Genomic DNA, 19,382 nt, shown 5'->3' on the forward strand with positions numbered 1-19,382 from the left:
TGATGAGCTACGGCGCGCGCGCCTAGTGCCGCTCCGCCATCCTCGCCGCACTAGGTAGCGCTCTGCCTCAGCTGTGCGATGCTGAGCACCGCACTGGCCACTCTCTGCGTCGCTCATGCGGCGTTCTACTTTTTCCGCTTGTGCGGAAACGTGGCGTCGCCGGCATCCTCTCCGGATATCACGCGAGGATTGGCGCTTGAGACGCCGTCGTTCGTTCCGCCTTTGTGGTTCTTCTCAGACTGGCCCTTGGCGTCCGCGTCCGCGGCGATCAAGAGACGGCCCCGCCAGGCCCGGGCGGTGATTGCGGTGCCGGCTAGGGCGCCGGTTCGCGGCCGGCAAGCCCTGAAAAGATTATCTTTTTTTAATTACACTTTGCCGCGGCCCGCTCCTAGCTTCGTTGCAAGACCGAGAACCGCCGGCGATGCCTCCCTCATCGCGACGCGACGGAACCGGACGGCCCGGGACCGGAAGGCGGAGCGACCAAGCCGCCGCCTTCCCTGATAAGGAGACGCCGCTATGCGCTCTTTCAAGACTCTCAGGATTGCAACCCTCACCGCATCTCTCATCGCTGTTCCGTTCGCTGGCGCCTATGCCGCCGGACATCACAAAGGCGCCCTCGACGAGGCGACGCCGACCGTTTTCTCCGGTCCACGCGTGACAGGCTTGATCGATCAGGTTCAGGGGGTGGACAAGGGCATCGCGGACGCGAGGCAGGAGAACACGATCACGCCGGCCGAGGCGCAAAGGCTGCACATGCGGGCAGCCCGTATCAGCCAGGCCGCCGAAAAAGTGGCTACTGCGGATCATGGCAGGATACCGGGCGCGCAATACCGGCAGTTGTTGCGCCGGCTCGACAATGTCGACCAGGCGCTGCTGTTCGACACCGGTAACGCCTTCAATATCGGCGACAACACCGATGGCGGAAATCCAAACGGCTGATCATTGAGGAAGGGACTGCCCGGAGCCCTCGGAGCTTTTGCCCCGCGGGCGTCTTCTTTCACTACGGTGCCGCGCGTCCTTTGGGACGTGCGGCGCGGTTTGGGGCGATCAAAGCGCCCGTCGCAGAACGGCCTTCAGGGTTGCCAATGCCCGCACATTGGTATCTTTTCCCGCCTTCAAATTCAGCGGAACCTGCCATGTCCTTTCAAAAACTCGACGACCTCGGTCACAAGCTCGAAGCGCTGGAGCATGCGCTCGCCATTCTCGGCGCCGACGAGGCGACCCATATGGCCGTGGGCGGCGGCGAAAAGCGCGCCGAGGCGATGTCGGCGCTGGCCGGCATGCATCACGCCAAAGCGACCGCGCCGGAGATCGCCGACTGGATCGCTGCGGCCGAGCAGGAAACGCTGAACGAAGAACAGCAGGCAGCGGTCAAGGAGTTCCGGCGGCAGTATACCAACCTGACCTGCCTGCCGGTTGAATTCGTCGAGCGCCAAACGACCGCGCGCATGCGCTCCGAGCAGCTCTGGCGCGACCTGCGGGCGAAAAACGACTGGGCAGGATTTTTGCCGGCGCTCGAAGGCGTCGTGGCGCTAGTGCGCGAGGAAGCAGCACTTCGCGCCGACGTGCTCGGCCTCGATCCCTACGACGCGCTGATGGAGCAGTACGATCCCGGCAACCGCGCCGCCGACATCACTCCGGTCTTCGCCGAGCTGAAGACCTTCCTTAGGGATTTCGTACCGGAGGCACTGGCCGTGCAGGAAGAGCGGCTGGCGAGAAACCCTCTGAAGCCGCTTTCGGGCAGCTACGCGATCGAAAAGCAGCGCGAGCTTGGCCTCGCCATGATGGCGGCGGTCGGCTTCGACCTCACCCACGGCTCGCTTTCGGTTTCGCATCATCCGTTCTGTGGCGGCGTGCCGAGCGACGTGCGCATCACCACCCGCTACAAGACCTCCGACTTCCTGTCGGCACTGATGGGAGTGCTGCACGAGACCGGCCATGCGCTTTACGAACAGAACCTGCCGAACGCATGGGCGCACTGGCCGCTTGGCAAAGCGCGCGGCATGGCCGTGCATGAAAGCCAGAGCCTGTTCGTCGAAAAGCAGATCGGCCGCAACCCCGAATTCTGGCGCTGGGCGCTGCCGGTGGTCGAACGGCACCTGGGCGAGACCTGGTCGATCGACGACATCCTGCCGCATGTTCATAGGGTCGAGCGCGGGCTGATCCGCGTCGACGCCGACGAGGTCACATATCCGCTGCACGTCATCCTGCGCTACGAGCTGGAGCAGGAGCTTGTCTCGGAGCGGCTGGAGGCCGCCGACCTGCCCGAGGCTTGGGACGCCAAGATGCGCGACTATCTCGGCCTGTCGACCATCGACAACCCGGCCGACGGGCCGATGCAGGACGTGCACTGGCCGGGTGCCGCCTTCGGCTATTTCCCGTCCTATACGCTGGGCGCAATGATGGCGGCGCAGCAATGGGCGGCGCTGACCAGAGACCATCCTTCGGCCGACGAAGACCTCGCCACGGGAAATTTCGCGGCGATCAACGACTGGCGCCGTGAAAGGATCTGGTCGCAAGGTTCGCGCTGGTCGACGCCCGACCTGCTCGAACGCGCCACCAGCGAGAAACTCAACGCCGCGCATTTCACCGATCACCTGAAGAAGCGCTACGGCGCATAGGACGGCACCCCCTCCCATCCATCCTGACCGGTCATTGGGGTTCTCGAAGATGATTCACCATTCTCGGTCCTAGCCGAGCCACCCTGCCTTGCAGGACGCAATTTACTTTTCTATCACTAGTGGCATTCGACTGTATCTGGGGACGTGCAGGGCATGGGGCGGGCGAGGCACTTTCAGGCGGCGACAACAGTGGCCGCAAGACTTACTATATTGGCAAGACTCACCGTGTTGATTGTCATTTGCACGGTCTGCTGGCCGGCCATGGCCGGTACGAACGTGCACAAGGGCAGCGTTGGCGACTGGATCGAGCCAGTCGCGCTTCCCAAGGCCGATCCGCAATTCGACAGCCAGATCAAGAACGGCATATCCAACCTGCTGTCGGATTATCAGATCCGGAAGCGTCCCGGCGGATTGGAGGTCTTCGACCGCTATGCCTACAAGATCGTCGACCGCACCGGCCTGGAACGCGGCGCCAGCATAAGTTTTGAATTCGATCCTGCGACGTCCGAGGTCACCGTGAACTGGATCGACATCATTCGTGACGGCGTGGTGATCAAGCACCTTTCCGATGCTGATTTCGACGTGTTTCGGCGCGAGAGAGATGCGGAGAAGGGCCTCTTCGATGGTTGGCTGACCGCTTACCTGAACCTCAACGATGTCCGGGTCGGAGACATCATCGATTATGGCAAGACCACGGTCAGAACTCCGATTATCGGCACGGATCTTCTTTTCCATTCCTTTGCCGTGGCCTGGGACGAACCAATCGCTTTGATCCGCAAAAGAGTGACGTGGCCAACGGTGCAGCCCCTGAATGTCCGACAGGTCAGGACGGACATACGCCCGGATGTCCAGTCTACCGGAGAAACGACGACCTATCTTTGGCAAAGCGCCAACCCGACGCCGGTGAAATCGCAGGAATATCTGCCGCCAGACTTTCTCACATACCCATCCATCGAAATCTCTTCGACGTCTAAATGGCAAGATATCGTCGACACGGTTCTTCCGTACTATCGGCTCGACCAGGAACTGCCGGCAGATTTCGCAGCGAAGCTCGATGCCATTGCCGCGAAATACGATGCGCCAGAAGACAGGATGATCGAGGCGATGCGGTTGGTCCAGGACAACATCCGCTATGTCAGCCTGTCCATGGGCCGTGGTTCCTATATCCCGCGCAGCCCGACGACCGTGGTGGCAAGCGGCTTCGGAGATTGCAAGGACAAGGCGCTGCTTCTCGCCTCCAGCCTGCGGCGACTGGGAATGCACGCGGACGTGGCTCTCACCGATCTTGACGAAGGGCTTGCTCTCGCCACGATACTCCCGACGATAAGGGCGTTTGACCATGTTATCGTGAAGGTCGCCATCGACAGCCAGACCTACTGGATAGACGCGACCAACTATCTGCAGGGAGGCAGGGCAGATAATCTTATACCGCCCGACTACGGCTTTGCTCTGCCCATTGTCGCCGACAACGCGGGAATGGAAAAGATAGAACGAAAGGAGCTCTACCAGCCGACCACCTTTGTGAATGAGGTATTCGATTTCCCCAAACGCAAAGGCGAGCCGCTCAAACTGACCGTCACCACGACCTATTGGGGCGCAGATGCCGATAGCATGCGCTATAAGCTTGTCTCGCAATCGGCGGCAAGGATCGCGGACGATTATCTCAAATATTACAATCGCCAGTATCCCGGAATGAAAAGCCTGGGGCCGCTGGTGACGAACGACAGCCGCGACAAGAATCTGGTTTCGGTAACCGAATCCTACGATCTCTCGGCAGGCGATCTCGATGCCGATAACCTCTCCAAGGACTTTGCTCTGAAATCGGATGTCGGCATCAGATATTTGCCGGAGCCCGACCTCCTCGAAAGGAGCGCGCCAATCTGGCTAGGCAGCCCGATCTTTCGACGACACCGGTGCACCGTCAGAAATTTGAAGGCCCACTTCGTAGGCCCCGAGGACAATGACGACGTGATTACGCCCTACGTTGCATTCAAGGCTCGTTGGACGAGCACCTCCACCGAATTTCAGGTCGACTGGTTTCTCAAGACTCTCAATGACCGGATTCCCGCCAAGAGTATCGGCCCTTATTTGAAATCCCTCAAGAAGATCAACGACAACTCGGCTTGGAACTACAATTTCGCCTATTCGGACGCCGAAGCGAACTGACGCCAGTGGAAGGATCTACTCCGCGGCACCTCTGAAAGCATTCGACCCGGTTTCGAACTGCAGCTTGGCCAGCCGCGCATAGATGCCGCCCTTGGCAACGAGGCTTTGATGGGTGCCTTCCTCGACGATGCAGCCGCCATCCATGACCAGGATCCGGTCGGCCTTCAGAACCGTCGCCAGCCGGTGGGCGATAACGATGGTGGTGCGGCCCTGCATCAGCCGCTCCAGCGCCGTCTGCACCAGCGTCTCGCTTTCGGCGTCGAGTGCCGAGGTCGCCTCGTCGAGCAGAAGGATCGGCGCATCCCGCAGAATCGCGCGGGCAATCGCCACGCGCTGGCGCTGGCCGCCGGACAGCGTCACGCCGCGCTCGCCGACCTCGCTGTCATAGCCTTTCTCGAGCTTCAGGATGAACTCGTCGGCAAGCGCATCCTTGGCCGCCGCCTCGATCTCGGCCTGGCTGGCGTCCGGACGGCCGAAGCCGATATTGTCACGCGCGCTGGCCGCGAAGATGGTGACATCCTGCGGCACAATGGCGATGCGCTCTCGTATGGCGACGGGATCGGCCTCGCGCACATTAACGCCGTCGATCATGATCTTGCCGATCTCGGGGTCATAGAAGCGCAGAAGCAGCGAAAAGACGGTGCTCTTGCCGGCGCCCGACGGGCCGACGATCGCCACCGTCTCGCCGGGCTTGACCTGGAAACTCAGACCGTGGACGGCGGCGCGGTCGGGCCCAGCCGGATAGGAGAAGGATACGTCGTCGAAACTTATTGCGCCTCTGGCCGTCGCCGGCAGCAGTTTCGGATGCGCGGGGGCTTGGATCGCGGGCTTCTCGGCCAGGATCTCGGTCAGCCGTTCGGCAGCACCCGCCGCCTGGGCAAGCTCGCCCCACACTTCCGACAGCGCACCGAGCGCGCCGGCGGCGAACACAGAATAGAGCAGGAATTGGCCGAGCGTGCCCGGCGACAGCGTGCCGCCAAGCACGTCGCGCGATCCGAACCACAGCACCGCCACCACCGAGGAAAAGATCATGAAGATGGCGAAGAAGGTGAGGAAAGATCGGGCAAAGATCGAAGATCGCGCCGCCTCGAACGCGGCATCCACGGCAGATGAAAAATTCCCGGTGACCAGTTTCTCGTTGGTGAAGGCCTGCAGCGTGCGCACCGCGCCGATCTGCTCGCTGGCATAGGCCGTCGCGTCGGCCAGCGTGTCCTGCGCCAGCCGCGATTTGCGCCGCACCGAGCGGCCGAAGGCGACCAGCGGCAGCACGATCACCGGGATAGCGGCAATGACGAGGCCCGACAGTTTCGGGCTGGTGAAGACCATCATCGCCACGGCGCCGAGCCCCAGGATGACATTGCGCAGCGCCACCGAAGCGGTGGCACCGACCGCCGACTTGACCTGCGTCGTGTCGGCGGCGAGCCGCGACACAATCTCGCCCGACTGGGCGGTGTCGAAGAAAGACGGCGACAGCGTCGTGACATGGCGGAACACGTCGCTGCGGATGTCGGCGACGACGCGCTCGCCCAGCGTGATGACGAAATAGTAGCGGCTGGCCGACGCCGCGGCGAGCAAGGCAGCCATCACCACCAGCATGGCGAAATACTCGGCGATGAAACTGGAATCGGAAGCTGAAAAGCCGTGGTCGATCATGCGCCGCACGGCCAGCGGCAGCGCCAGCGTCGTCGCCGCCGCTACGGTCAGCGAGACGACCGCGCCAATGACCATCTTCCGGTAGCGGGTGATATAGGGGAACAGGCGCCGCAGCGGCTTGAGCGAGCGCCTACGCTCGTCTGCATCGCCGCTGGTGTGCGCCATGACCGTTTCCTCTGGCTCTTTTTGTATGCGCCTTAATATGCGCTTGTCGCGGCCTTGTGATTCAATTCCGGCTGATGTATAGGCTCGCCGACCGTTTTTAAAAGCCGTAGCTCCTCAATAGCTGCGGCTTCGAGTTTTAAAAAGGGGCGCATCGACGCAGGCTTATGCCCGTCAGCAGCGCCGGCGAACCAGGAATAGCACAATGAAGACCGACATCCATCCCGACTACCACACCATCAAGATCGTCATGACCGACGGCACCGAATACATGACCCGTTCGACCTGGGGCAAGGAGGGCGACACGATGAACCTCGACATCGACCCGACCACCCATCCGGCCTGGACGGGCGGCCAGCAGACCCTGCTCGACCGCGGCGGCCGCTTGTCGAAGTTCAAGAAGCGTTTCGAAGGTTTCGGCCTCTAAGCCGCAGACTTTTCGCAGATCAAGAACCCGCCCTCGTGGCGGGTTTTTTGTTGACTGGAGCCACCCGGCACAGGAGGGTCGACTGGTTGGCGAAGGGCGGCGACATGATGGCATTCAACGATGAACGATGGTCCGGCCTCACGGGCGGATACAAGGTCGTTTATGATCCACGACCGGCCTTGCGAAGGCTGGCCGTTCACTACGATGACAAGTCGGTCTGGGACGAGCTCTGGAACGAACTGCATCATCAGGGCGATGTTGGAGACGCATCTTACGCCGCGGTTGTGGAACTGGCTCGCATCTCCGAAGGCCAAACTCCAGTATATTGGGGAGCTTACGGTCTGGCCGCGACGATCGAAGAAGCGCGATTGGCCTACGACCGGAACCCGCCGGTTCCCGATTGGATCGAACCACACTACAAAACTGCGTGGCAGATCCTTTTCGAATTGGCCTTGCGGGATCTGGCAGTTTCGGCGGACGACCCGACCGTAAACTGCGCATTGGCCGTTGTCGCCCTTCATAGAGGCCGGTTCAGCCTCGGCCGCATGGCGATGTGCGCGGAAGATGAGCGCACGGAAATGCTACGGGATTATTTCGGCCGGTAGTCTCCGGCTCTATTCGCCGACCAGTTCGCGCAGCGCCATCCGCTTATAGGCGGCGACCAGGTCGTCGCCTTCTTGCCGCCCGACCGAGATTGCCAGCCGCATGGTGGCCTCGCCCATCTGCCAGATGAGAAACGCCGTCGTTTCCAGCACCGCCGGATCGGCGGCAGGCCGCAGCCGTTTTAGCACCGCCCTGAGGAATTCGGCGTTGGCCCGGCTGTCGGCAAGCTCGAGTTCGCGCAGCGCCTTGTCGGCCTGTGTGCCCGACCAGATGTCACGCATCACCGGCTCCGCCAGGAACAGCCCGTAATAGATATCCACCAGCTCCGAAAACGCCCGCCGCAGCCCTTCCGCGTCGCTAACCTCCGCAAGTGCTGCGGAGATGCAGGCCTGGCTTTCAGCGGTGTAGCGCTCGGCCAGCGCCCAGATGATCGCCCGCTTGTCCGGAAAGAACTGGTAGAGCGAGCCGATCGACACGCCGGCCCGTTCCGCCACTTCGCCCATGCGCATGGCATCGCTGCCTTGCTCGGCGATCAAAGCGGAGGCGGCGGCCAGCATCCGTTCGACCCGTTCGCGGCTGCGTTGCTGGCTTGGCGCCCGGCGCGGCGAGGCGATCTGGCCATCCTGTGAACCCGATACGGTCGAGCCTTCCATCACTGTCTCCAAGCGAATGATCAACAAATTGGCTTGACTCGCAAAATACGAGGGTTTATCACGTTTTGCAAATGTGAGGATTACTCATGTTTGTGAACAAAGGAAATCACCCATGATCGACACAGTACGGAAACCGACTTTAATCCTCGGCGGCACCGGCAAGACCGGCCGTCGTCTCGCAGACCGGCTGACGGCGCAGGGCCTGCCAGTGCGGATTGGCTCGCGCTCGGGCACGCCGCCCTTCGACTGGGAAAACAACACGACCTGGGAACCCGCGCTTGATGGTGTCGGGGCCGTCTACATCAGCTACTATCCCGATCTTGCGGTGCCGGGTGCCGCCGAAGCGGTCGGCGCATTCGCCAACCTTGCCGTGGAGCGCGGTGTGCGCCGGCTGGTGCTGCTGTCGGGGCGTGGCGAAACCGAAGCCCAGCGCGCCGAAGAGATGCTGAAAGCCTCAGGCGCCGACTGGACGGTCCTGCGCTGCGCCTGGTTTGCCCAGAACTTCAGCGAGAGTTTTTTGCTCGATCCGCTGCTTGCAGGTGAAGTGGCACTACCGGTCGGCAATGTCGGAGAACCGTTCGTCGACGCCGAGGACATTGCCGACGCCGCCGTTACGGTGCTTACCCGGAAAGGTCATATCGGCCAGCTTTACGAGCTGACCGGGCCGCGGCTGCTGAGCTTCGCCGAGGCGGTCGCCGAGATCGGCAAGGCAGCTGGCCGCAACATCGGCTTCAAGCAGATTTCGCATGCCGAGTTCGCCGCCGCAATCGCCGCGCACGCGCTGCCGGCCGAGTTTGCCTGGCTGCTCAACGAACTGTTCACCGAGGTGCTCGACGGCCGCAACGAGGCGCTGGCCGACGGCGTCGAGCGCGTGCTCGGCCGAGCGCCAAGGGACTTCTCCGCCTACGCAATCGAAACCGCCGCTACGGGCATCTGGAGCAACTGACATGATCATGAAACTGCTCCCTATCCTAACCTTCGTAGCCGCGCTCGGCTCGGGCGTCGTCGCTGGTGTCTTCTTCGCCTTTTCCAGCTTCGTCATGCCGGGCCTCGCCCGCATGCCTGCCGCGGGCGGCATCGCCGCCATGAATTCGATCAACGTCACTGCGGTGACGCCGATGTTCATGACCGCGCTTTTCGGCACCGGACTGGTCTGCCTCGTCCTCGTTGTCGGCGCCATTCTCGGCTGGAATCAGCCGGGTTCGTTCTGGTTTCTCGCCGGCGCTCTGATCTATGTCGTCGGCAACCTGATCGTGACCATGATCTTCAACGTGCCGCTCAACAACGCGCTGGCCGCCGTCGATCCGGCAAGCGCCAACGGCGCCGCCGTGTGGGCCACCTATCTCAGGGACTGGGTGATGTGGAACCACGTCCGCACCATTACCGCCATCGTGGCGCTGGGCTGCTTCATCGTGGCGTGGCGGTGAATGAGGCCAGAAATCTAAAAGACCTTGCGTCAGGCAGGGTCTTTCGAGTTGTGGCCCTTACGATCGGCATGACCGAGATGGCGATCCGGATCGATCACGTCCCGAACCAGTTCCTTAAGCCTTGCAGCGTCGGGAAAGCCGCCGTCGCGCTTGCGGTCCCAGACCAGCGTGTCGTTGCAGGAAATGGTGAAAATACCGCCGGTGCCCGGCACCAGCGTGACCTCGCCCAGATCCGTTCCGAAAGTCGAGAGCAGCTCCTGCGCCATCCAGCCGGCCCGCAGCAGCCACTGGCACTGCGTGCAATAGGTGATGCGGACCTGAGGCAGCGCCTGTGGGGTCATCTCGGACTGAGCTCGCTCATGTCAGACTGAGCTTTGCTCATGTCTTCGGACTGAGCTTTGCTCATGTCTTCGGGCTGAGCTCGCTCATGTCTGGGCTGAGCTGTGCTCATGCGGCGCTCAGCTTCGCCATGGTCTCGTCGTCGACCTCGAAATTGGCGTAGACACTCTGCACGTCGTCATCGTCCTCAAGCGTCGCGACCAGCTTCATCAGCGATTGTGCCCGCTCCTCGTCGACCGCGATGTTGGTTTGCGGCTTCCAGATCGGCTTCACTGATTCAGCCTCGCCGAGCGCGCCTTCCAGCGCCTTTGACACTTCGCCGAGGTTCTCGAAGGCGCAATAGATCGTGTGCCCGTCCTCGTCCGACTGGACGTCGTCGGCACCGGCTTCGATCGCCGCGTCCATGACCTTCTCGGCACTGCCGACTGACGCCGGATAGAAGATCTCGCCGACACGGTCCCACATGAACGACACCGAGCCGGTTTCGCCCATCGCCCCACCGGCCTTGGTGAAGGCGGCGCGCACATTCGACGCCGAGCGGTTGCGGTTGTCGGTCAGCGCCTCGACGATCAGCGCAACGCCGCCCGGCCCGTAGCCTTCGTAGCGCACGGCTTCGTAAGTCTCGGCGTCGCCCATCGACGCCTTGTTGATGGCGCGCTGGATATTGTCCTTCGGCATCGACACCGCTTTGGCGTTCTGCACGGCCAAGCGCAGGCGCGGGTTCATCGACGGATCCGGCGTGCCGCTCTTGGCGGCGACGGTTATTTCGCGCGCCAGCTTGGAAAACATTTTCGACCGCACCGCGTCCTGGCGGCCCTTGCGGTGCATGATGTTCTTGAACTGTGAATGGCCAGCCATGGCACCCCTGTCGTCTTCTTGGCAGAGCATCCTGCAGCGAGATCTCGCCTTTGGCCAAAATGCTCCGAAGTCAAAATTTCAGAACGTTCCTGGTGCGTCCGGATGGACGTACGGCGCTCTATCTCGGAATGGCCGGCTTATAGATAAATCGGCTCAATTCGTCCAGCCGCGCCGTAAGGATGGCGCGCAACGTGCCTGCCAGCTGCATTCCTGCGGCCATTCACCCCTCCAGATCGGACTTCAGCCGGTCGAGAATGCTGATCGCATGCGTGGCGTACTGACTGATCCAGCGGTCGTGGATCTGCTTGATCGGCAGCGCATTGAGATGATTCCAGCGTTCGCGCCCCTCGCGCCGCGCTACGACCAGGTCGGCTTCCTCCAGCACTTTCAGATGCAGCATGACGGTGCAGCGGTCCATGTCGGGAAAGGCATCGCACAGCATGCCGGTGGTGCGCGGCGCGTCCTTCAGCTCGTCCAGCAGCGCACGCCGGCGCGGATGTGCCAGCGCCTTGAAAACATTGTCGTCCTGCGCTTTGCTTGACATGTTATATTTTTATAACATAATACCGATCTGATCAAGGAAGGAGCTGTGGATATGTCTCTTGGATTCAGGGTTTCGGGCCGCATCGGCAAACCGGTCGCCGAAGTCTTCGATGCGGTCGTCAATCCGAAGAAGCTCAGCGGCTATTTTACCACCATCGGCGGCGCCAGCGCCCCGCTGGTGGCCGGCGCCAAGGTCGTCTGGTGGGGCAAGGTCCCGGTCGAGGTCGACGAGGTGGAGAAAAACAACCGCATCGTGCTGCGCTGGGATGCCACCGACGCCGACGGCAAGCCGGCTTACAAGACGCGCGTCGAGATGAATTTCGAGCCGCTGGACGACGGCGGCACCTTCGTCACCATCGCCGAGGCCGGCTGGCACGAGGACGCGGTCGGCCTGAAGAAGTCCTATCTCAATTGCGAGGGCTGGTCGCAGATGCTGGCCTGCATGAAGGCCTATGTCGAATACGGGATCAACTTGCGCGACGGCTATTACCGCAGCGAGATGAAGGGCGAACCGGCCAGTGAAGACAATATCTGAAAAGACGGAGGAAAGAATGACTGCGAAGATCACCGGCGGCATCAACATCGCCATGAAAGTGCCGCCCCACCAATATCAGGACACGATCGCCTTCTATCGGGATGTCGTCGGGCTGAAGCCGTTCACAGCCAAAGCGCCGGCTGTTGGTTTCGAGCTCGGCCCCAATCGCCTGTGGATTGATGAGGCGCCGATGCTGAGCCAGGCCGAGGTCTGGCTGGAGCTGTTCACCGATGATTTTCCGGCCGCAGCCGATCATCTCGCCAAGGCCGGCGTCGTGCGCTGCGACGCCATCGAGGCGCTCGGCGAAGATTTCCGCGGCGGCTGGATCACCAATCCGGCCAATATTATCCACCTGGTGCGCGAACCCGACGCCTGGTGACCCCGACGCCTGGCGACAGGGGCGGCATCGACTTGAGAAGGAGGACGACATGGAAATCCGCGAGACACCTACCGCCGAAGCCGGCATGCTGATCCGGCGGCCGGTCGCAGAGGTGTTCGAAGCCATCGTCGATCCGGCGATCACCCGGAAATTCTGGTTCACTCATGGCAGCGACAGGCTCGACAGCGGCAAGGAGGTTCGCTGGGAATGGCGCATGTATGACGTCTCGGCGCCGGTCACGGTCAGCGAGATCGTCAGGAACGAAAAGATCGTCATACAATGGAGCGATCCGCCGACCACGGTGGTCTGGACTTTTACCGAGATGCCGGGCGGCACGACCTTTGTCGAGGTTCGCAATTTCGGTTTTGCCGGCAGCCCCGATGAACAGGTCAAGCAGGCGATCGGCTCGACCGATGGCTTCGCGCTCGTGCTCGCCGGCGCCAAGGCGTGGCTGGAGCGAGGGCTGACGCTTGGCCTGATCGGCGACCGTCATCCGAAGGGTGTTCCGGCGACTTAGAACGCACCGGCTTCGCCAGACCGGCGCGCCAACCTTAGTGCCCGCCGGCCTTTGCCTTTCTGCGACGTCGCGCCAGCATGTTGAGGCCCTCGACAAGGGCGGAAAAACCCATGGCGGCGTAGATGTAGCCCTTCGGCACATGGAAGCCCATGCCGTCGGCGATCAGCGTCATGCCGATCATCAGCAGGAAACTCAGCGCCAGCATGACGATGCTCGGGTTCTTGGCGATGAAGTTGGCGAGCGGCGCGGCCGCCAGCATCATCACGGTGACTGCCACGATAACGGCGATGTACATGATGGCGATCTCGTCGGTCATGCCGACCGCAGTGATGATCGAATCGATCGAGAAGACCAGGTCGAGCAGCAGGATCTGGAAGATGGCGCCGGCCATCGAAAGCTGCAGCGTCTCGCCCATCATCGTGTCCTGGTGATCCTCGAGATCGACCGTGTGGTGTATCTCCTTGGTCGCTTTCCAGACGAGGAATAGGCCGCCGGCGATCAGGATCAGATCGCGCCAGGAAAAGCCATGGCCGAAAGCGGTGAATACCGGCGCCGTCAACTGGACGATGATCGAGATGGTGGCAAGCAGCACCAGCCGCATGATCAGCGCGGCGGAAATGCCGAGCCGCCGGGCGCGGGCCCTTTGTGCCTCCGGCAATTTGTTGGTCAGGATCGAGATGAAGATCAGATTGTCGATGCCGAGCACGACCTCCAGCACGATCAGCGTCAGCAACGCGACCCACGCGGTCGGATCGGAGACAAAGGCGAAATGCGGCGCCAGGAATTCGATGAGCTGCATGGAGGTCGTCCCCTCTTACGATCTAGAGCAGTGTCGCCGGCAGTTAGGTATCGCAGGCGTTGATATCAATGTCACGACCAGAAAGATGGCGCGGTTTCCTCGAGCCGCGGTCCGCGGCGAAACGGCGCAATCCGCTCGGTCAGGCCGCTGCGATCCGAAATGTCGACACCGACGCCGCACAATGTCGCCGGGCCGGTCGCCGCCTCGAAGCGTCCTTTCGGCACCTTAGACAGAAACCGGTTGAGCGGCTCCTCCTTATCCATGCCGAGCGATGAATCATAGTCGCCGCACATGCCGGCGTCGGAAATATAGCCGGTGCCGCCATTGAGAATCTGGTGGTCGCCGGTCGGCTGGTGCGTGTGGGTGCCGACGACGAGACTGGCGCGGCCGTCGACGAAATGCGCAAAGCACATTTTTTCGGAGGTCGCCTCGGCATGGAAATCGATGACCACCGCATCGGCCTGCTCGCCGAGCGGGCAGGCGGCAAGCTCGCGTTCACCGGCCTGGAACGGGTCGTCGAGTTCGGGATGCATGAACACCCGGCCCATGATGTTGGCGACCAGAACGCGTGCGCCATTCCTGGCGATGTAGACGCCGGAGCCGCGCCCCGGCGTGCCCTTGGGGAAATTGGACGGGCGCAGGAACCGCTCCTCGCGCGGTGCGAAAACCAGCGCGTCGCGCTGGTCCCAGACATGGTTGCCGGTGGTGACGACGTCGGCGCCCGCCGAGATCGTCTCGCGAAAGATCTCTTCGGTGATGCCGAAGCCGCCGGCGGCGTTCTCGCCATTGACGATGACGAAGTCGAGTTTGAAATCCGAGATCAGGCCGGGCAGTTGTTCCCACACCGCCGTGCGTCCCGTCTTGCCGACCATATCGCCGAGGAAGAGAAGTCTCATATAAGCATGATCCCGAACCGAAGGTCAGCGAAGCAAAAAGCTGCATGACTTTCGGAAAAGACCATGCGTCCAGGAACTTATCTACAATTTCGGCGCGAACCGGCGCAACCCGTTCTCGGTGAGTATTTCCGAGATGATCACGTCATGCGGCTCGTCCGGCACTAGCGCCACCTCCTGGCAGTCGAAAGCAATGCCGATCAGCCGCGGCGGTTGCCCCTTGTCGACCAGCCGCGCAATCGCGCGGTCGTAATAACCGGCGCCGTAGCCGATCCGGTGGCCGCGCGCGTCGAAAGCCGCGAGCGGCACGAGCATCACCTGGGGATCGAGCACCTCCGCCTCCTCATGCGGTCCGACGGTGCCGAACCCCATGTCGACCATCGGTGCGCCACGCACCAGTTCGCGAAAGACGATGGTGGTCTTGTCGAGGATCGCCGGCAGGCAAAGCCTTGCTCCCTTTTCGCGCAAGGCGAACATCAGCGGCCGGATATCGACTTCCGAGCGCATCGGCCAGAAGCCGGAGACGATCTGGCCAGGCTCTATCGCAATGCTGTCCCGCGCCGTCTCGGCCATTTCGAGCGCTGCCTCCACCCGCCAGAATGGATCGAGCGCGTCGCGGCGCCCGAGTGCTTCGCGTCGCAAATGTCTTTTCAGGTCTTTCGAGGCTGTCATGCGCGGACGGTAGAAAAGATCAGCTTTGGATGGAGTTTTAGGAGCGACGTTTTCTACCGCATGATCCACCGAAGTGTCAGCGGTTCGGTGAAAAGATCATGCGAAATGAGGTCAGCGGAGCGAACTTTTCGTTCGTGAGCACCGCACAAAGCGGTGCGACGACAAAATCCGCCAAATATGGCCTTTTTTATGGGTGACGATCCACACAACCGGTGGAGAGAGCGATCCCGGGAACCTACAAAGTAGGTGGGCGCCGTATGAGAAAACCCACGGGTCTTCCCAGGGACAGCTCCCTAGGGATCATTAAGGCCCCGGGGAAAATGTTCTCCTGCCGGGAAGCGCAGACCGTCACGACCAATATAGGCTGACGATCGACCAAGCGCCAGAGAGATGGCCATGTTCGCCGGCTCAATTCGTCACAAAGCCCTGCCTGGGACCTGCGCGACACAAGGTTTCACCGCGCCTCGCCGCGATGCCTTGCACAGGCTGGACTGTCTCCTTACGGTTGCCCATCAAAACCGAGGAGCAAGAATGCGTTTCGAAGGCACGGCGGCCTATGTCGCCGACAAGGATCTGATGGTGGCGGTCAATGCGGCGATCGCGCTGGAGCGGCCATTGCTGGTCAAGGGCGAGCCCGGCACCGGCAAGACCGAGCTGGCCAGGCAAGTGGCGGCGGCGCTCGGCCTCGAGCTGATCGAATGGCACGTCAAGTCGACGACAAGGGCGCAGCAGGGCCTCTACGAGTATGACGCCGTCTCGCGGCTGCGCGACAGCCAGCTCGGCGACGAGCGCTTCAACGACATCAGGAACTATATCAACCGCGGCAAGCTGTGGGACGCCTTCGCCGCAGGCAAGAAGGTCGTGCTTCTGATCGACGAGATCGACAAGGCAGATATCGAGTTCCCCAACGACCTGTTGCAGGAACTCGATAGGATGGAGTTCTTCGTCTACGAGACCGGCGAAACGATCCGCGCCGCCGTGCGCCCGATCGTCATCATCACCTCCAACAACGAGAAGGAACTGCCGGACGCCTTCCTGCGCCGCTGCTTCTTCCACTATATCCGCTTCCCCGACGTCGAGACGCTGCACAGGATAGTCGACGTGCACTATCCCGGCATCAAGCAGAACCTGGTGCGCGCCGCATTGACCCAGTTCTACGAAATCCGCGACGTGCCTGGCCTGAAGAAGAAGCCGTCGACCTCCGAGGCGCTCGATTGGATCAGGCTCTTGGTCGCCGATGACATCGCGCCCGAGGATCTGCGCGCCGATCCGAAGAATGCGCTGCCGAAATTGCATGGTGCGCTTTTGAAGAACGAACAGGACGTGCATTTGTTCGAGCGCCTGGCATTTATGGCGAGAAGGCAGGGGTGAGGAGCGATCGGCCAAAGGCCGACGAAAAGCCAACGATTTGGCTTTTGGCGCGACGAACGCCCGGAGCCATGGCGGAGGGCCGGCCATAGGCGTCGGACAGCGCTTTCCCGTTGCTGGACCGTTGCCGCCGGCCGGGCACCGAGGCAGCCTAGGCATAAAGCTTCGGAAGGGAAATGAAATGACCGGGATTACCGTCCGCCCACTGGCACAATCCGACCACGCCGACTGGCAGCGTCTGTGGACTGCCTACCTCACCTTCTACGAAACCAGACTGCCGGAGGAGGTCTACGCCGTCACCTGGAAGCGCCTGTTCACGGCGGGTGAGTTCGAACCGAAGGGGTTCATCGCCACCCTCGACGGCAAGGCGGTCGGCCTGACGCACTATCTCTATCATCGCTCCTGCTGGTCGCAGATGAACAATTGCTATCTGCAGGACCTGTTCGCCGACCCGGATGTGCGCGGCAAGGGCGTCGGCGCCGCCCTGATCGAAGCGGTCAAGCAGGAAGCCGGCAAGGTCGGCGTCAAGAACGTCTACTGGATGACCCACGAAACCAACACCACAGCGCGCAAGCTCTACGACCACGTGGCGCGGCGGACCGGCTTCATCGAGTATGATCTGCTATAGGCAGTGCGATGTTCATCCCCTTCTTCCTCGAACTGAAGGCTGCGCGGGTTCCGGTCTCGCTCCGAGAATATCTATGGCTGCTTGAGGGGTTGGAGGCGGGGCTGGTCGACTATGACGTCGAGGGATTTTACTATCTCGCCCGCTCAGCACTGGTGAAGGACGAGCGCCACATCGACCGTTTCGATCAGGTCTTTTCGCACTTTTTCAAGGGCGTCGAAGCGCTGGCTGGCGAAAACGCGGTCGATGTCGAAAACATTCCGGAGGAATGGCTGCGCCGGCTCGCCGAAAAGCACCTGACCGATGAGGAGAACAAGCTGGTCGAAGCGCTCGGCGGTTTCGAAAAGCTGATGGAAACGCTGAAGAAGCGGCTGGAGGAACAGAAGGGCCGCCACCAGGGCGGTTCGAAATGGATCGGCACCGGCGGCACCTCACCCTTCGGCGCCTACGGCTACAATCCCGAAGGCGTTCGCATCGGCCAGCATGAAAGCCGCAACCGCCGCGCGGTCAAAGTCTGGGACAAGCGCGAGTTCAGGAATTTCGACGATGCCGTCGAACTCGGCACCCGCAACATCAAGGTCGCGCTGAAGCGGCTGCGCCGCTGGGTGCGCGAAGGCGCCGAGGAGGAGTTCGACCTGCCCGGCACCATCCACGCCACGGCCGAACATGGCTATCTCGACGTGCAGACGCGACCTGAGCGACGCAATGCCGTGAAGCTGCTGATGTTCTTCGACGTCGGCGGTTCGATGGACGACCACATCAAAAGCGTCGAGGAGCTGTTTTCGGCTGCCCGTGCCGAATTCCGCCAGCTCGAATACTTTTACTTCCACAACTGCCTTTACGAAGGCGTTTGGAAGGACAATCGCCGCCGCCATGCGGAGGTGATCCCGACCTTCGACCTTCTCCACAAATACGGCCCGGACTACAAGGTGATCGTCGTCGGCGATGCTTCGATGAGCCCTTACGAGATCGCGCATCCCGGCGGCTCGGTCGAGCACTGGAATCCGGAGGCCGGCGTCGTCTGGCTCGGCCGCCTGCTGCAGCAATGGCCGAACGCGGTATGGCTCAACCCGGAAAACCAGAAGAACTGGGGTTTCACCCATTCGATCGCCATGATCCGCGATATCTTTGGCGGCCGCATGGTTCCGCTGACGCTCGCCGGGCTCGAAGCCGCGACGAAGCAACTTTCAAGGAAGCACTGAATGGATTTCCGGCAAGCAAGACTGGAAGGCCGATGACCTGTTTCCTCTGCCTGCAATGTGGCGTCCAGTTCCCGGCAGCAGCCGCGCCGCCGGACCATTGCCCGATCTGCGAGGACGAGCGGCAATATGTGCGCTGGGAGGGCCAGGCCTGGATCACGCCGGAAGAGCTCGCCGCCGGGCATCGGATCGTGATCAAGGACGATGCCGGCGTGCTCGCCTTCGGCATCGAGCCGCGCTTCGCCATCGGTCAGCGGGCGCTGCTGGCGCAAACGGCGTATGGCAATGTCCTGTGGGACTGCATCTCGATGGTCAGCGACGAGGCGGTGGCCGAAATCAACCGACGGGGCGGCCTGGCCGCGATCGCCATTTCGCACTGCCATTATTATTCGGCAATGGTCGAGTGGAGCGAGGCGTTTGGCGGCGTGCCGATCTACCTGCACGCCGATGATCGCAAGTGGATCATGCGGCCGCATCCGGCTGTTGTCAGTTGGGAGGGTGACACCCGCGTCCTAAGCCCCGCGCTGACACTTATCCGTTGCGGCGGTCACTTTGCCGGTGGCCAGGTGCTGCACTGGAAACGCGAGGGCGTCGACGCCATCCTGGCCGGCGACATCTTGCAGGTGACGCCGACTCGCCGCCATGTCAGCTTTATGTACAGCTACCCCAACTACATCCCGCTCAATGCGGCGAAAGTGCTCGGCATCGAGGCTGCGCTGAAGCCTTTCGCGTTCGACCATATCTACGGCGCATGGTGGAACCAGAACGTCATCGGAGATGCAAAGACGGCATTTGCAGCGTCGGTTGCGCGGTATCTCGCGGCGATCGCCTGAGGAATTCTTCGCGGCAGGATCGGAAATACCGGCAAACGCCGTAACAAATGCCTATTTTAGGCGAACTGGGGGAAGACAACCCCAATAGCGGCATGAGCTAAGAGGCAAAA

22 protein-coding genes and 1 other RNA gene are annotated in these 19,382 nt (G+C 61.8%); 14 read left to right on the forward strand and 9 right to left on the reverse strand.

Features of this window, described 5'->3' with window-relative positions; all coding sequences use genetic code 11:
• The first annotated feature begins 516 nt into the window (after nucleotides 1-516).
• The 3 genes from ACWTU7_RS21025 to ACWTU7_RS21035 all read left to right on the forward strand — a co-directional run bounded on the left by ACWTU7_RS21025 (nucleotide 517) and on the right by ACWTU7_RS21035 (nucleotide 4,787).
• Nucleotides 517-939 (forward strand): hypothetical protein, encoded by a 423-nt coding sequence (locus ACWTU7_RS21025; protein ID WP_455840182.1) that lies wholly within the window; start codon nucleotides 517-519, stop codon nucleotides 937-939.
• 197 nt (nucleotides 940-1,136) lie between these two features.
• Entirely contained in the window at nucleotides 1,137-2,621 is a 1,485-nt protein-coding gene (locus ACWTU7_RS21030) for a carboxypeptidase M32 (protein WP_455840181.1), read from the forward strand.
• 210 nt (nucleotides 2,622-2,831) lie between these two features.
• Nucleotides 2,832-4,787 (forward strand): DUF3857 domain-containing protein, encoded by a 1,956-nt coding sequence (locus ACWTU7_RS21035; RefSeq protein WP_455846538.1) that lies wholly within the window; start codon nucleotides 2,832-2,834, stop codon nucleotides 4,785-4,787.
• 15 nt (nucleotides 4,788-4,802) lie between these two features.
• Here ACWTU7_RS21035 and ACWTU7_RS21040 read toward each other — a convergent pair whose 3' ends face one another.
• A complete protein-coding gene (locus ACWTU7_RS21040) occupies nucleotides 4,803-6,605 on the reverse strand; it encodes an ABC transporter transmembrane domain-containing protein (RefSeq protein ID WP_455840179.1) in 1,803 nt (600 codons plus the stop codon).
• 202 nt (nucleotides 6,606-6,807) lie between these two features.
• Between ACWTU7_RS21040 and rpmE the strand changes: the two genes are divergently transcribed.
• Both rpmE and ACWTU7_RS21050 read left to right on the forward strand, forming a co-directional pair.
• The gene (rpmE, locus tag ACWTU7_RS21045; RefSeq protein WP_065011237.1) at nucleotides 6,808-7,029 is read left to right on the forward strand and encodes a 50S ribosomal protein L31; all 222 of its coding nucleotides are present in this window, start codon (nucleotides 6,808-6,810) and stop codon (nucleotides 7,027-7,029) included.
• Between the two features lie 104 nt (nucleotides 7,030-7,133).
• Nucleotides 7,134-7,634, forward strand: coding sequence for a hypothetical protein (locus ACWTU7_RS21050; RefSeq protein ID WP_455846539.1), 501 nt, complete (start codon nucleotides 7,134-7,136; stop codon nucleotides 7,632-7,634).
• A gap of 9 nt (nucleotides 7,635-7,643) precedes the next feature.
• On the opposite strand, the gene ACWTU7_RS21055 is transcribed toward ACWTU7_RS21050, so the two are convergent.
• Nucleotides 7,644-8,285, reverse strand: coding sequence for a TetR family transcriptional regulator (locus tag ACWTU7_RS21055; RefSeq protein ID WP_455840177.1), 642 nt, complete (start codon nucleotides 8,283-8,285; stop codon nucleotides 7,644-7,646).
• Nucleotides 8,286-8,397: 112 nt separating this feature from the next.
• On the opposite strand from ACWTU7_RS21055, the gene ACWTU7_RS21060 reads away from it, so the two are divergent.
• Both ACWTU7_RS21060 and ACWTU7_RS21065 read left to right on the forward strand, forming a co-directional pair.
• On the forward strand, nucleotides 8,398-9,231 hold the full coding sequence (locus tag ACWTU7_RS21060; RefSeq protein WP_455840176.1) for an NmrA family transcriptional regulator: 834 nt from the start codon (nucleotides 8,398-8,400) through the stop codon (nucleotides 9,229-9,231).
• Between the two features lies 1 nt (nucleotide 9,232).
• Nucleotides 9,233-9,712, forward strand: coding sequence for an anthrone oxygenase family protein (locus tag ACWTU7_RS21065; RefSeq protein WP_455840175.1), 480 nt, complete (start codon nucleotides 9,233-9,235; stop codon nucleotides 9,710-9,712).
• 29 nt (nucleotides 9,713-9,741) lie between these two features.
• On the opposite strand, the gene ACWTU7_RS21070 is transcribed toward ACWTU7_RS21065, so the two are convergent.
• From ACWTU7_RS21070 to ACWTU7_RS21080, 3 genes are all read right to left on the reverse strand, one after another.
• The gene (locus tag ACWTU7_RS21070) at nucleotides 9,742-10,053 is read right to left on the reverse strand and encodes a SelT/SelW/SelH family protein (RefSeq protein ID WP_455840174.1); all 312 of its coding nucleotides are present in this window, start codon (nucleotides 10,051-10,053) and stop codon (nucleotides 9,742-9,744) included.
• Nucleotides 10,054-10,159: 106 nt separating this feature from the next.
• The gene (locus ACWTU7_RS21075) at nucleotides 10,160-10,909 is read right to left on the reverse strand and encodes a YebC/PmpR family DNA-binding transcriptional regulator (RefSeq protein ID WP_027152881.1); all 750 of its coding nucleotides are present in this window, start codon (nucleotides 10,907-10,909) and stop codon (nucleotides 10,160-10,162) included.
• 220 nt (nucleotides 10,910-11,129) lie between these two features.
• Nucleotides 11,130-11,453 carry an ArsR/SmtB family transcription factor gene (locus ACWTU7_RS21080; protein WP_029348930.1) on the reverse strand — a complete coding sequence of 108 codons (324 nt, stop codon included), beginning with the start codon at nucleotides 11,451-11,453 and terminating at the stop codon, nucleotides 11,130-11,132.
• A gap of 51 nt (nucleotides 11,454-11,504) precedes the next feature.
• Between ACWTU7_RS21080 and ACWTU7_RS21085 the strand changes: the two genes are divergently transcribed.
• From ACWTU7_RS21085 to ACWTU7_RS21095, 3 genes are read left to right on the forward strand one after another with little or no spacing between them, the layout of a single operon-like run.
• Nucleotides 11,505-11,987 (forward strand): SRPBCC domain-containing protein, encoded by a 483-nt coding sequence (locus ACWTU7_RS21085; RefSeq protein ID WP_455840173.1) that lies wholly within the window; start codon nucleotides 11,505-11,507, stop codon nucleotides 11,985-11,987.
• 16 nt (nucleotides 11,988-12,003) lie between these two features.
• Entirely contained in the window at nucleotides 12,004-12,366 is a 363-nt protein-coding gene (locus ACWTU7_RS21090; protein ID WP_127208547.1) for a hypothetical protein, read from the forward strand.
• Between the two features lie 49 nt (nucleotides 12,367-12,415).
• Nucleotides 12,416-12,883, forward strand: coding sequence for an SRPBCC family protein (locus ACWTU7_RS21095; protein WP_455840172.1), 468 nt, complete (start codon nucleotides 12,416-12,418; stop codon nucleotides 12,881-12,883).
• A 34-nt stretch (nucleotides 12,884-12,917) separates the two neighbouring features.
• Here ACWTU7_RS21095 and ACWTU7_RS21100 read toward each other — a convergent pair whose 3' ends face one another.
• The 4 genes from ACWTU7_RS21100 to ssrS form a co-directional block, all read right to left on the reverse strand.
• On the reverse strand, nucleotides 12,918-13,682 hold the full coding sequence (locus tag ACWTU7_RS21100) for a TerC family protein (protein ID WP_455840171.1): 765 nt from the start codon (nucleotides 13,680-13,682) through the stop codon (nucleotides 12,918-12,920).
• Between the two features lie 71 nt (nucleotides 13,683-13,753).
• Nucleotides 13,754-14,578, reverse strand: a complete 825-nt coding sequence (locus ACWTU7_RS21105; RefSeq protein ID WP_455840170.1) for a TIGR00282 family metallophosphoesterase — start codon at nucleotides 14,576-14,578, stop codon at nucleotides 13,754-13,756.
• Between the two features lie 81 nt (nucleotides 14,579-14,659).
• Nucleotides 14,660-15,247: a 5-formyltetrahydrofolate cyclo-ligase gene (locus ACWTU7_RS21110; RefSeq protein WP_455840169.1), complete on the reverse strand. Its 588-nt coding sequence runs from the start codon at nucleotides 15,245-15,247 to the stop codon at nucleotides 14,660-14,662.
• Nucleotides 15,248-15,441: 194 nt separating this feature from the next.
• Nucleotides 15,442-15,597, reverse strand: a non-coding RNA gene (ssrS, locus tag ACWTU7_RS21115) — 6S RNA.
• A gap of 181 nt (nucleotides 15,598-15,778) precedes the next feature.
• Between ssrS and ACWTU7_RS21120 the strand changes: the two genes are divergently transcribed.
• The 4 genes from ACWTU7_RS21120 (at nucleotide 15,779) to ACWTU7_RS21135 (ending at nucleotide 19,272) form a co-directional block, all read left to right on the forward strand.
• Complete coding sequence (locus ACWTU7_RS21120; protein ID WP_127208552.1) at nucleotides 15,779-16,618, forward strand: AAA family ATPase; 840 nt, start codon at nucleotides 15,779-15,781, stop codon at nucleotides 16,616-16,618.
• A gap of 178 nt (nucleotides 16,619-16,796) precedes the next feature.
• The gene (locus ACWTU7_RS21125) at nucleotides 16,797-17,243 is read left to right on the forward strand and encodes a GNAT family N-acetyltransferase (RefSeq protein ID WP_029348943.1); all 447 of its coding nucleotides are present in this window, start codon (nucleotides 16,797-16,799) and stop codon (nucleotides 17,241-17,243) included.
• A gap of 8 nt (nucleotides 17,244-17,251) precedes the next feature.
• The gene (locus ACWTU7_RS21130) at nucleotides 17,252-18,442 is read left to right on the forward strand and encodes a vWA domain-containing protein (protein WP_455840168.1); all 1,191 of its coding nucleotides are present in this window, start codon (nucleotides 17,252-17,254) and stop codon (nucleotides 18,440-18,442) included.
• 32 nt (nucleotides 18,443-18,474) lie between these two features.
• The gene (locus ACWTU7_RS21135) at nucleotides 18,475-19,272 is read left to right on the forward strand and encodes an MBL fold metallo-hydrolase (protein ID WP_455840167.1); all 798 of its coding nucleotides are present in this window, start codon (nucleotides 18,475-18,477) and stop codon (nucleotides 19,270-19,272) included.
• Nucleotides 19,273-19,382 lie beyond the last annotated feature (110 nt).

Source organism: Mesorhizobium sp. BHscii, assembly GCF_053848065.1.